Consider the following 13,862-nt stretch of genomic DNA (forward strand, 5'->3'; position numbering starts at 1 on the left):
CCCCGTGTCCAGACGGGCCACCACCGCGTCCAGCGCCTCCGCGAACACCGGGAAACGCTCGTACAACTCCCGGCCCATCCCCGCACGCTGCGAACCCTGACCCGAGAAGAGGAGAGCGAGTGTGCGCTCGGTGGCCCGTCCCCGCGCGGCCTCGGCCGGTTCGCCCTCGGGGCCCGCGAGGAGCACCGCACGGTGTTCGAAGGTGGAGCGTCCGGTGGCCAGCGAGTGACCGATGTCGAGCGGCGCGGCGCCGGTGACCGAGGTGACGCGGGCGAGCTGCGCGTCGAGCGCCTCGCGGGTCTTCGCGGACACCGGCCAGGGGACGAGGGTGGGCCTGGCGGTGGGCGTCCCGTCCTCGGGCGTCGCGGGCTCCTCGGGCTCGGGCGCCTGCTCGATCACGACGTGGGCGTTGGTGCCGCTGATGCCGAAGGAGGAGACCCCGGCACGGCGGGGGCGGCCGGTCTCGGGCCAGGCGGTGTTCTCGGTGAGCAGGCGGACGTTGCCCGCGCCCCAGTCGACGTGGCTGGAGGCCTCGTCGATGTGGAGGGAGCGGGGAAGGACGCCGTGCTGGATGGCGAGTACGGTCTTGATGACGCCCGCGACACCGGCGGCGGCCTGGGAGTGCCCGATGTTCGACTTCACCGAGCCGAGCAGCAACGGCCGGTCCTCGGGCCGGTCCTGCCCGTACGTCGCCAGCAGCGCCTGCGCCTCGATCGGGTCGCCCAGCGGGGTGCCCGTCCCGTGTGCCTCCACGGCGTCCACGTCGGCGGCGGAGAGTCCGGCGCCCGCCAGGGCCTGGCGGATGACGCGCTGCTGGGACGGGCCGTTGGGGGCGGTCAGGCCGTTGGAGGCACCGTCCTGGTTGACGGCCGAGCCGCGCACCACGGCCAGTACCTGGTGGCCGTTGCGGCGGGCGTCGGAGAGCCGTTCCAGGACGAGGACGCCGGCGCCCTCGGCCCAGCCGGTCCCGTCGGCGGAGTCGGCGAACGCCTTGCAGCGGCCGCTGGTGGAGATGCCACCCTGGCGGGTGAAGCCCGAGAAGCCCATCGGGGTGGACATCACGGTGACGCCGCCCGCCAGGGCGAGGCCGCACTCGCCGTTGCGCAGGGCCTGGGCCGCCAGGTGGATGGCGACCAGCGAGGCGGAGCAGGCGGTGTCGACGGTGACGGCGGGCCCGGCGAGGTCGAAGGCGTACGACAGGCGGCCGGAGACCACGCTGGCGGTGAGGCCGGTGGTGGCGTGGCCCTCGGCGTCCTCCCGGGAGTTCATGACGACGCCGACGTAGTCGACGCCGGCCGTGCCGACGTAGACGCCGGTGCGGCTGCCGCGCAGGGAGACCGGGTCGATGCCCGCCCTCTCCACCGCCTCCCAGGTGGTCTCCAGCAGGATTCGCTGCTGCGGGTCCATGGCGACCGCCTCGCGGGGCGAGATCCCGAAGAAGCCCGCGTCGAAGGCGGCGGCGTCGACGAAGCCGCCCTCGCCCGCCGCGCTGCTGCCGGCGCCTTCGCCGTTCAGGGCGTCGAGGTCCCAGCCCCGGTCGGCGGGGAAGGGCGCGATACCGTCACGGCCCTCCTCCAGGAGCCGCCAGTACTCCTCGGGGGTCGCGACGCCTCCGGGCAGCCGGCAGGCCATGCCGACGACCGCGATGGGTTCGCGGCGGTGGGCCTCCGCCTCCTCCAGCCGCCGACGGGTCTTGTGCAGATCGGCCGTGACCCACTTGAGGTAGTCGACGAGCTTCTTGTCATCGGGCATGACGTGGGGAACCTTCCTGTGGTGGATCAAGCTCGTCTCAGAGGTCGCCCAGGCGGCCGAGCTCGTTGTCGATGAAGGCGAAGACCTCGTCGGTGCTGGCCGACTCGAAGTCGTCGTCGACGGAGGAACCGGCCTGCTCGGGGGCGTTGCCGCGCACCTGGTCGAGCATCTGGCCCAGTCGCAGGGCGAGGCCCGCGCGGGTGATCTCGTCCGGGTCCCCGGCCGACAGCAGCGTCTCGAAGCGGTCGAGTTCGGCGAGGAGCGACGGTCCCTGCGGGACGGCGTCGTCACCGGCCAGCTCGGCGACGAAGTGTTCGGCGAGCGCGGTGGGGGTCGGGTAGTCGAAGACCAGCGTGGCGGGCAGCCGCAGCCCGGTCGCGGTCGCCAGGTGGTTACGGAGTTCCAGCGCCGTCAGCGAGTCGACGCCCAGCTCGCGGAACTCCTGGCTGACGTCGACGGACTTCGGTGAGGCGTGGCCCAGGACCCGGGCGGCCTGTTCGCGGACCAGGTCGGTGACGTACCGGACGCGCTCGGCGGCACCGAGCCCGGCGAGCTTGGCGCCGAGCGCGGCGGAAGCGCCGGCCGCGTCCGTGGAGGCGGCGGTACGGCGGCCGCTGCGGACCATGGAGCGGAACAGCGGGGGCAGGTCCTCCGGCGCCGCGCCCCTCATCGCTCCGGCGGCGAGACCGACCAGGACGAGGAAGGACTCGTCCGAGCCCCGGGCGATGTCGAACAGTTCCAGACCCTGGTCGACGGCGAGCGGCGGGAGTCCGCCGGACTGCATGCGGCGCATGTCCGTGTCGGACAGGGTGCTGGTCATGCCGCCGTCGTGGGCCCAGGGGCCCCAGGCCAGCGAGGTGCCGGCCAGGCCGAGGTGGCGCCGGTGCCGGGTGAGGGCGTCCAGGAAGGAGTTGGCCGCGGCGTAGTTGCCCTGGCCGGGGCTGCCCATGACGCCCGCGACGGACGAGAAGGGCAGGAAGGCGGCGAGGTCGAGGTCGCGGGTCAGCTCGTGCAGGTGCCAGGCGGCGTCCACCTTGGGCCGCAGGACGGCGGCGAGGCGTTCGGGCGTGAGGGAGGCGATCACCCCGTCGTCGAGGATGCCCGCGGTGTGCACGACGGCGGTGAGCGGGTGTGCGGCCGGGACCGCGTCGAGGAGCGCGGCCGTGGCCTCGCGGTCGGCGGTGTCGCAGGCGGCGACGGTGACCTCGGCGCCCAGTTCCCGCAGCTCGGCGGCGAGTTCGGCGGCGCCGGGGGCGTCCGCGCCGCGCCGGCTGGTCAGCAGCAGGTGGCGCATGCCGGCCCGGGCGAAGCGGCGGGCGAGGTGGCCGCCGAGCGCGCCGGTGCCGCCGGTGATGAGGACGGTCCCCTCGGGGTTCCAGCGGGGCGGCATGGTCAGCACGATCTTGCCGGTGTGCTTGGCCTGGCTCATGAAGCGGAACGCCTCGCGGGCCCGCCGGACGTCCCAGGTGCGCACCGGGAGCGGCCGCAGCGCGCCCTCGGCGAAGAGGTCGAGGAGTTCGCCGAGGAGGGCCTTGTTCCGCTCCGGTCCGGCCTCGCCGAGGTCGAAGGCCTGGTAGCGGACCTCGCCCGTGGTCTGTGGGTCGCGGATGTCGGTCTTGCCCATCTCCAGGAACCGGCCACCGGGAGCCGTGATCCGCAACGACGCGTCCACAAAGTCACCCGCCAGCGCATTCAGGACCACGTCCATGCCCGCGCCACCGGTCACCTCCCGGAACTTCTCCTCGAAACCCAGGTCACGCGAGGACGCGATGTGAGCGTCGTCGAGCCCCAGACCCCGCAGCGTCTCCCACTTGGGCTCGCTCGCCGTGGCGAAGACCTCGGCGCCCACGTGCCGCGCGAGCTGGATCGCCGCCATACCGACACCACCCGCACCGGCGTGGATCAGCACCCGCTCCCCCGCCTGAACCGAGGCCAGGTCACGGAAGGCGTACAGGGCGGTGAGGAAGACCAGCGGCACCGAGGCCGCGTCCCGCATGGTCCAGCCTTCGGGGACCTGGGTGACGTAGTGCTGGTCGGCGACGACGACGGGGCCGAATCCGCCGGGCACGGTGCCGAGGACGCGGTCGCCGGGGGCGAGGCCGGTGACGGCCTCGCCGACGGCGGTGACCACGCCGGCGGCCTCGGTGCCCATGGGGCCGGACTCGCCCGGGTACATGCCGAGCGCGTTCAGCACGTCGCGGAAGTTGAGACCGGCCGCCTCGACGTCGATGCGGACCTCGTGGGCGCCGAGGGGCTGGAGGACCTCCGGGCACGGGGCGAGGACCAGGTTGTCCAGGCTGCCCTTGCCGGTGGTGTCCAGGCGCCACGGGGTGCCGGTGGGGGCGAGGAGGCCGGGTGCCGTGGTGAGCCGTTCGAGCCGGCCGACCAGCGCGGTGCCCTCGCGGACGGCGAACTGGGCGTCGCCGCTGCCCAGCAGCCCCGGCAGGTCGGGCAGGAGCGCGCGCAGGGTGTCCGGGGCGTCCGCTCCGTCGAGGTCCAGCAGGACGAAGCGGTCCGGGTTCTCGGACTGGGCGGAGCGCACCAGGCCCCAGGCGGCACCGGCCGCGAGGTCGCGGACGGTCTCGGTGTCGTGCGCGGCGACCGCTCCCGTGGTGACGAAGACCAGACGGGAGTGGCCGAGCCGCTCGGCGGCCTGCCACTGCTGGAGCAGGTCGAGCGTCCGCGTGGTCAGCGCGTGGACGGCCGCCGGCACATCGGCGCCGGGGGCGTCCGGGTCCCCGGCCCCCGCCGCGTCACCGGCACCGGCGAGCGGGACGAGGACGAAGTCGGGTGCTGCGGACGGGTCGGCGTCGGGGCCGGTCAGCTCGGTGAGGGAGGCCAGGGTGGTGCCCACGCCGAAGACGTCCTCGCCGAGGGTCGCCGCGGTCAGGCCCTCGGTGGGCTTGACCGCGGGTGCGGCCGTCCAGTCCAGGCGGAAGACCGGCTCCTGGCCACCGGTGGCGACCGGGGCGCTGGGCACGGTGGGGGCGCGCAGGACCAGGGACTCGGCGCAGAGCACCGGGACGCCTTCGGCGTCGACGGCGGTCAGCCGGACCGACTCGTCCCCGAGCCGGGTGATCCGCACCCGCAGCGTGGTGGCGCCCCTGGCGTGCAGGGAGACGCCGTTCCAGGCGAAGGGCAGCAGCGGGTTCTCCTCGCTGCCCACCCCGAGGTAGCCGTTGGCGTGCTGGACGGCGTCCAGGAGCGCGGGGTGCATGCCGAAGTACTGGGCGTCCCCGGCGACCTCCTCGGGGAGGGCGACCTCCACGAAGGCCTCCTCACCGCGGAGCCACACCTGGCGCAGGCCCTGGAAGGACGGCCCGTACCCGGTACGGCTGTAGTCGCCGTCGAACTCCACGGAGACCGCGTCCGCCGGGGGCCAGACGGGGGCTTCGAAGGAGTCGGTGCGCTCCTGAACGGCCAGGAACCCGTCGGCGTGCCGGGACCACGGCGCGTCGACGGCGTCGGAGGGACGGGAGTAGAAGGTGACCGACCTGGTGCCGGTGTCGTCGGGAGCGCCGACGACGACCTGGACGGAGACCGGGTGCTTCTCGTCGAGGACCATCGGCGCGGCGAGGACGAGTTCCTCGACGCGGGCGCAGCCGACCTGGTCGGCTGCGCGGATGGCCATCTCCAGGTAGCCGGTGCCCGGCATGATGACGGTGCCGCCGACACGGTGGTCGAGGAGCCAGGGGTGGACCTGCATGGAGATCTGGCTGGTGAACAGGACGCCCTCGGAGTCGGCGAGCGGGACGGCCGCGCCGAGCAGGGGGTGTTCGGCGGAGATGAGGCCGGCCGTGCTGATGTCGCCGGTGAGGGCGGCCGGGCGCGGCCAGTACCGCTCGCGCTGGAAGGCGTAGGTGGGCAGCTCGGTGCGGCGGGCGCCGGTGCCGGTGAACCAGGCGGACCAGTCCACCCGGACGCCGCTGACGTGGAGCCCGGCGACCGCGGTCAGCAGCGCGGTCTCCTCGTCGCGGTCCTTGCGCAGGGCCGGGAGGACGACTGCCTCGTCCCGGTCGTCGGCTTCGAGGACGCTCTGGGCCAGGGCGGTGAGGACACCGCCGGGTCCGATCTCCAGGAAGGCGTTGGCGCCGGCGCCGGCCAGGGCGCGGACACCGTCGGCGAAGCGGACGGTGGCGCGGACGTGCTCGACCCAGTACGCGGCCCGGGTGAGCTGTCCGGGTTCGGCGAGGGCGCCGGTGACGTCGGAGACCACCGGGATACGCGGCTCCGCGTACTCCAGGCTCTCCGCCACCTGCCGGAACGCGTCGAGCATCGGCTCCATGAGCGGGGAGTGGAAGGCGTGGCTGACCGGCAGGCGCTGCGTCTTGCGGCCCTCGGCCGCGAACTCCTCCGCCAGGGCGAGGGCTTCGTCCTCGGTGCCGGCGATCACCACGGAGTCGGGGCCGTTCACGGCCGCCAGGGACAGGCCCTCGGTGAGCCGGGGCACGACCTCGGCCTCGGTCGCCCGCACGGCCACCATCGCCCCGCCCGCGGGCAGTTCCTGCATCAGGCGGGCGCGGGCGGCGACCAGCCGGCAGGCGTCCTCCAGCGAGAAGACTCCCGCCACGTGGGCCGCCGCGATCTCGCCGACCGAGTGGCCCGCGACGTGGCCGGGGCGCACGCCCCACGACTCGACGAGGCGGTACAGGGCGACCTCGACGGCGAACAGCGCGGGCTGCGTGTACCCGGTCGTGTCCAGGAGAGCCGCCGTCTCGGAGCCCTCCTCCGCGAACAGCACCTCCCGCAGCGAGGGGGTCAGGCCGGTGTCCAGCCGGGCGAGGACGGCGTCCAGTGCCTCGGCGAAGACCGGGAAACGGTCGTACAGTTCGCGGCCCATGCCGGCACGCTGCGATCCCTGGCCGGAGAAGAGCAGGGCGAGCGAGCGCACCGCGGCCCGGCCCCGGGCGGCCTCCCACGGCGTCGTGCCGGGGCGCGCGAGGAGCACGGCGCGGTGGTCGAAGCGGGCGCGGCCGGTGGCCAGGGAGTGGCCGACGTCGAGCGGGGCCGCGCCGTCCAGCGCGGTGACGGCCGCGATCTGCCCGTCGAGGGCCTCCTCGGACTTGGCCGACACCGGCCACGGGACGACGGTGGGCGTGGGCCCCGGCAGGAGGGCCGCACCGGGCTCGGCGGGCTCCGGGGCCGGGGCCGGGGCCTGCTCGATGATGGTGTGCGCGTTGGTGCCGCTGATGCCGAAGGACGAGATGCCCGCCCGCCAGGGCCGGCCGCTGTCGGGCCAGGCCGACTCCTCCGTGAGCAGCCGTATCGCCCCGGACTCCCAGTCGACGTGGGTCGAGGGCCGGTCGACGTGGAGGGTGCGCGGCAGGACGCCGTGGCGCATCGCCATGACGGTCTTGATGATGCCGGCGACGCCGGCGGCGGCCTGGGTGTGGCCGATGTTCGACTTGATGGAGCCGAGCAGCAGTGGCCGGTCCGCGGGCCGGTCCTGCCCGTACGTCGCCAGCAGGGCCTGGGCCTCGATCGGGTCGCCCAGCGGGGTGCCCGTGCCGTGGCCCTCGACCGCGTCGATGTCGGAGGGGGTCAGTCCGCCGCCGGCCAGCGCCTGGCGGATGACGCGCTGCTGGGACGGGCCGTTGGGGGCGGTGAGGCCGTTGGAGGCGCCGTCCTGGTTGATGGCCGAGCCGCGCACGACGGCGAGGACCTCGTGACCGTTGCGGCGGGCGTCGGAGAGCCGCTCGACGACGATCAGGCCGACCCCCTCCGACCAGCCGGTGCCGTCCGCCGCGTCCGCGTACGCCTTGCAGCGGCCGTCGACGGCCAGGCCGTTCTGGAGGGTGAAGCCGGAGAAGGCGGACGGGGTGCTCATCATGGTGATGCCGCCCGCCACGGCGAGGTCGCACTCACCCGCGCGCAGCGCCTGCATCGCCCAGTGGAGGGCGACCAGTGAGGAGGAGCAGGCGGTGTCGACGGTGACCGCCGGCCCCTCCAGGCCGAACGTGTAGGCCAGCCGGCCCGAGACGACGCTGGCGGCGAGGCCGGTGCCGGCGTGGCCCTCCAGGTCCTCGCGGGAGTTCATGACGAGCGTGGAGTAGTCCTGGCCGTTGGTGCCGACGAAGACACCGGTACGGCTGCCGCGCAGTTCGTCGGCGTCGATGCCGGACCGTTCGAACGCCTCCCAGGTGGTCTCCAGGAGCAGGCGCTGCTGCGGGTCCATCGCCAGCGCCTCACGCGGGGAGATGCCGAAGAAGGCCGCGTCGAAGTCGGCCGCCCCGGAGAGGAATCCGCCGCGCAGGGTGGCGCTGCGGCCCCGGCCGTCGGCCCCGCCGGTCGTCAGCGTGGCGAGGTCCCAGCCTCGGTCCTCGGGGAATGCCTCGATGCCGTCGCGGCCCTCGCTGACCATGGCCCACAGGTCCTGCGGGGAGCGGACCCCGCCGGGCAGGCGGCAGGCCATGCCGACGATGACGACCGGGTCCTCGGCCAGTGCCGCCGGGGTGGCCCGGCCGGAGCCCGGGGTGTCCTGCTCGCCCAGCAGTTCGGCGAGGAGGTGTTCGGCGAGGGCCTGGGCGGTCGGGTAGTCGTAGACGGTGGTGGCGGGCAGGCGCAGGCCGGTCGCGAGGGCGATCCGGTTGGGCAGCTCGATGGCGGTGAGCGAGTCGAAGCCCAGGTCGCGGAAGTTCCGGTCGGCGGCGACGGCCTCCGGTCCTGGGTGACCGAGGACGGCTGCCGCGTGGGTGCGCACCAGTTCCGTGACGCTGTCGGTGCGCTCGTCGGCGGGAAGGCCGCGCAGCCGCTCGGCGAGCCCGGAGGCGGCCGTGCGGGCACGGTCGCGGGTGGTCTCGGCGTCGGCGAGGGCCTGCCGGGCGTCGGGCAGGTCGCGCAGGAGCGCGTTGCCGCGCATGCCGATCAGGCCGTCCAGGACCTGCGGCTGGCGCGGGTCGAACAGGACGGGTGCGGCCTCGGGCCGGGTCACGGCCTGCCGCAGTGCGGCCAGGGCCAGATCCGGGTGGACCGCCGGGTGCCCGGCTCCTGCCCTCGGGGCGGCGGGGGCGTCGTCCCCTCCGGCCTCGTCGGCGTCCCCGATCCAGGCGCCCCAGGCCATCGAGGTGGCGGGCAGCCCCTCGCTCCGGCGGCTCCGGGCGAGGGCGTCGAGTACGGCGGTGGCGGCGGCGAGGTTGGCCCGGCCCGCCGTGCCGACGGTGCCGGCGACGGAGGAGCAGAGGGCGAAGACGTCGAGGTCCAGGCCGCGGGTCAGCTCGTCCAGGTGGAGGGCGGGCGCGGTCCGCGCGTGGTGCGGAGCGGCGAACCGTTCCGGGGTCAGGTCGTCGAGGACTCCGTCGTCGACGACTGCGGCGGCGTGGACGACGGCGGAGAGCGGGGTGTCGGCGGGGATGCCGTCGAGGACGGCCGCGAGGGCGTCCCGGTCGGCGGCGTCGCAGGCGACGAGGGTGACGCGGGCACCGGCCGCCTCCAGTTCGGCGCGGAGCGCGTCGGCGCCGGGGGCGTCGGGACCGCGTCGGCCGAGGAGCACCAGGTGCGCGGCGCCGGCTCCGGCGAGCCAGCGCGCGACGTGGGCGCCGCGTCCGCCGGTACCGCCGGTGACGAGGACGGTTCCGCGGGGCTGCCAGCCGTCGCCGGGCTCCGCGGCCGGTGCCGGGACGAGCCGGCGTGCGAAGGCGGCGGAGGAGCGGACGGCCACCTGGTCCTCGCCGTCGTGTCCGGCGAGGACGGCGGCGAAGCGGCGGGCGGCGCGTTCGTCCCACGCGGAGGGCAGGTCGACGAGCCCGCCCCACACGGCGGGGTGTTCGAGGGCGGCGACCCGGCCCAGGCCCCAGACGGCGGCCTGGGCGGGGGCGGTGACGGCCTCGGAACCCGCCACCGCGACGGCTCCCCGGGTCAGGCACCACAGGGGGGCGTCGACCCCGGCGTCGAGCAGGGCCTGGAACAGGACGGCGGTCGGGGCGGCGGGCACTCCCGCCGGGTCGCCGGTGACGGCTGCCTCCGGCGTGTCGGCGAGGGCCAGCAGGGAGACCACACCGGCGAGGGCGGCGCCGTCGGCGGAGAGGGCGCGCAGGCGGTCGGCGAGCGCGTGGCGCTCGACGGTGTCCACGGTGAGGCGGACGACGTCGGTGCCGACGGCGTCGAGGACGGCGGAGATCCAGGGGTCCTCGCCGTACGCGGCGGGCACGACGGCCAGCCAGGTTCCGGCCGGGGCGGGCGCGCCGGCCGGCAGCGACAGCGGCTTCCACGTCTCGTGGTGGCGGTTGGAGTCGACCATGGCCTGGTCCCGGCGCCGGCGCCGCCAGGTGGAGAGGGCCGGGAGTACCGCGCCGAGCGCCTCGGTGTCCACGGCCAGGTCGGTGGCGAGACGGGTCAGGTCCTCGCTCTCGACGGCGGTCCAGAAGGCGCCGTCGAGCGGGTCGGAGGAGCCGCCGCCCGTACTGGGGTGCCGGGTGTCGGGCCAGTACCGCTCGTGCTGGAAGGCGTAGGTGGGCAGGTCGACGCGGCGGGCGCCGGTGCCCTCGAAGCAGGCGGCCCAGTCGACGGGGACGCCGGTGACGTGGAGCGTGGCGAGCGCGGTGAGCAGGGCGGGCTCCTCGGCCCGGTCCTTGCGCAGCGCGGGCGCGGTGACGGCCTCGGAGTCGGTGCCCAGGGTCTGCCGGGCGAGGGCGGTGAGGACGCCGCCGGGACCGGCCTCCAGGTAGGCGTCGGCTCCCCGCTCGGCGAGGGCGCGGACGCCGTCGGCGAAGCGGACGGTCTCGCGGACGTGCCGCACCCAGTACTCGGGATCGGTGAGCTGACCGGGCGCGGCGAGGGCGCCGGTGACGTTGGAGACGACGGGGAGACGCGGTTCGGCGTACGCCAGGGAGCGGGCGACCTCGCGGAACGCGTCGAGCATCGGTTCCGTGAGCGCGGAGTGGAAGGCGTGGCTGACCGGCAGGCGCTGGGTCTTGCGTCCTTCGGCCACAAACTCGGCGGCCAGCGCGGTCACTTCGCTCTCCGGGCCGGACACGACCACGGAGTCCGGGCCGTTGACCGCAGCGAGGGAGAGTCCCTCGGTCAGCCGTGGGGCGACCTCAGCCTCGGTGGCCTGCACGGCCGCCATGGCGCCGCCGGCGGGCAGTTCCTGCATCAGGCGGGCGCGGGCGGCGACCAGCCGGCAGGCGTCCTCCAGGGAGAAGACCCCGGCCACGTGCGCGGCGGCGATCTCGCCGACGGAGTGACCGGCCACGTACTCCGGCGACACGCCCTGCGACTCCAGCAGGCGGTGCAAGGCCACCTCCACGGCGAAGAGCGCGGGCTGGGTGTAGCCGGTGGTGTCCAGGAGAGCGGCCGTCTCGGAGCCCTCCTCCGCGAAGAGCACCTCACGCAGCGGACGGTCCAGCTCCGGGTCGAGGAGGGCGGTGATCTCGTCGAGTGCCTTCGCGAACACCGGGTAACGCTCGTACAGTTCACGGCCCATTCCGGCCCGCTGGGAACCCTGGCCCGGGAAGAGCACCGCGAGCCTGCGCTCCACGGCACGGCCCCGCGCCACCTCCACCGGCTCGTCCTCGGCACCGGTGCCCGCCAGCAGGACCGCGCGGTACTCGAAGGAGGCGCGGCCGGTGGCCAGGGAGTGGCCGATGTCGAGCGGGGTGGCGCCGGTGACGGTGGCGATCCGGGCGAGCTGCGCGTCGAGCGCCTCCGGGGACTTCGCGGAGACGGGCCAGGGCACGGCCGCCGGAGCCGGGGCGGACGCGGCGGCCGGCGCGGCCTCCACGATCTCCGGGGCCTGCTCGATGATGGTGTGCGCGTTGGTGCCGCTGATCCCGAAGGAGGAGACGGCGGCGCGGCGTGGACGGCCGGTCTCGGGCCACTCCGTGGTCTCGGTCAGCAGGCGGACGTCGCCCTCGGTCCAGTCCACGTGCGTGGAGGGCCGGTCGATGTGGAGCGAGCGGGGCAGGACGCCGTGCCGGATCGCCATGACGGTCTTGATGACCCCGGCGACACCGGCGGCGGCCTGCGCGTGGCCGATGTTCGACTTGATGGAGCCGAGCAGCAGCGGCCGGTCCGCGGGCCGGTCCTGCCCGTACGTCGCCAGCAGCGCCTGGGCCTCGATCGGGTCACCCAGGGTGGTACCGGTGCCGTGTGCCTCCACGGCGTCGACCTCGTCGGTCGAGAGCCCGGCGCTCGCGAGGGCCTGACGGATGACCCGCTGCTGCGAGGGTCCGTTGGGCGCGGTCAGGCCGTTGGAGGCACCGTCCTGGTTGACGGCGGAGCCGCGCAGTACCGCGAGGACCGGGTGGCCGTTGCGGCGGGCGTCGGAGAGGCGCTCGACGACGAGCATGCCCACGCCCTCGGACCAGCCGGTGCCGTCCGCCGCGTCCGCGAACGCCTTGCAGCGGCCGTCGGTGGCCAGGCCGCCCTGCCGGGTGAAGCCGGCGTACCCCATGGCGGTGGACATGACGGTGACGCCGCCGGCGAGCGCCAGGTCGGCTTCGCCGGAGCGCAGCGCGTGCGCGGCCCAGTGGAGGGCGACGAGCGAGGAGGAGCAGGCGGTGTCAATGGTGACCGCCGGCCCCTCCAGGCCGAAGGTGTACGACAGCCGGCCGGAGATGACACTGGTGGCAAGGCCGGTGGGAGCGTGGCCCTCGGCGTCCTGACGGGAGTTCATGACCAGGGTGGTGTAGTCCTGGCCACTGGTGCCGACGAAGACACCGGTACGGCTGCCACGCACCTCCGTGGGGGTGATGCCGGCGCGCTCGAACGCCTCCCAGGTGGTCTCCAGGAGCAGGCGCTGCTGGGGGTCCATCGCCAGCGCCTCGCGCGGAGAGATGCCGAAGAAGCCGGCGTCGAAGTCGGCGACGTCGTAGAGGAATCCGCCTTCGGAGGTGGCGCTGCGGCCATGGCCGCTCTCGCCGCCGCGCTGGAGGGTGTCGAGGTCCCAGCCCCGGTCGGTCGGGAAGGCGGAGATGCCCTCCTGGCCGTCGAGGACGAGCTGCCACAGCTCCTCGGGAGAGCTGACTCCGCCGGGCATCCGGCAGGCCATGCCGACGATGACGACGGGGTCCTCGGCGAGGGCCGCGGCGACGGGCGTCGGGGCGGTGGCGCCGGTGGCGCGCTGCTCGTCGAGCAGGGCGGCGATCAGGTGCTCCGCCAGCACGCCGGGCGTGGGGTGGTCGAAGACGAGGGTGGCGGGCAGCCGCAGGCCGGTGGCGCCGGTGAGGCGGTTGCGCAGTTCGACGGCGGTGAGGGAGTCGAAGCCCAGGTCGTGGAAGTCGCGTTCGGCGTCGATGGCCTGGGCGGAGGAGTGGCCGAGGACCGAGGCGGCCTCGGCCCGGATCAGGTTCACGGCGAAGCGGAGCCGCTCGTCCTCGCGCAGGTCGAGGAGGCGCCGGGTGAGTTCGTCGGCGGTACCCGCGCCGCCGACGGCGGTCGCGGCGGCGCGCCGGGTGCCGCGGACCAGGTTGCGCAGCAGCGGCGGCACCTCCCCGGGCATCCGGGTGGAGCCCGAGGCTCCGAGGGGGACGAGGTGCGGCTCGTCGGAGACGACGGCGGCGTCGAGGAGGGCAAGCCCCTGCTCGACGGTGAGGGCGGGGGCCGCCGACGCCGACATGCGCCGCACGCCCGCGTCGGTGAGGGTGCCGGTCATGCCGCTGGTCTGCTCCCAGGCACCCCAGGCCAGGGAGAGCCCGGCCAGACCCTCGGCCCGGCGGTACTGCGCCAACGCGTCCATGAACACATTGGCAGCGGCATAGTTGCCCTGCCCCGCACTGCCCATCACACCGGACACCGACGAGAACATCACGAACCCTGCGAGACCCATGTCCCGCGTCAACTCGTGCAGGTGCCACGCAGCGTCCACCTTCGGACGCAACACCCCCGACAACCGCTCAGGCGACAACCCCGTCACCACACCGTCGTCCAGCACACCCGCCGTATGCACCACAGCCGTCAACGGATGCCCCACCGGCACCGACGCCAACAGCCCCGCCACGGCAGCACGGTCCGCCACATCACACGCCACCACGTCCACGTGGGCACCCAGCCCGGCCAACTCCTCACGGAAAGCATCCACACCCTCCGCCGCCGGACCACGCCGCGACACCAGCAACAGACGCCGCACCCCACGCGCCGACACCAGATGACGCGCCACCTCACGCCCCAGACCA

The 13,862-nt window shown here is 74.9% G+C and carries 2 protein-coding genes; both read right to left on the minus strand.

Going from position 1 to position 13,862, the window contains the following annotated elements; all coding sequences use genetic code 11:
• Positions 1 to 1,752: type I polyketide synthase (locus IF45_RS0130365; protein ID WP_030310787.1), on the minus strand; the 1,752-nt coding region annotated here is incomplete at its 3' end.
• 37 nt (positions 1,753 to 1,789) lie between these two features.
• Positions 1,790 to 13,862: type I polyketide synthase (locus tag IF45_RS0130370; protein WP_030310789.1), on the minus strand; the 12,073-nt coding region annotated here is incomplete at its 5' end.

It is taken from the genome of Streptomyces albidoflavus, from assembly GCF_000719955.1.
Lineage (GTDB): Bacteria > Actinomycetota > Actinomycetes > Streptomycetales > Streptomycetaceae > Streptomyces > Streptomyces albidoflavus.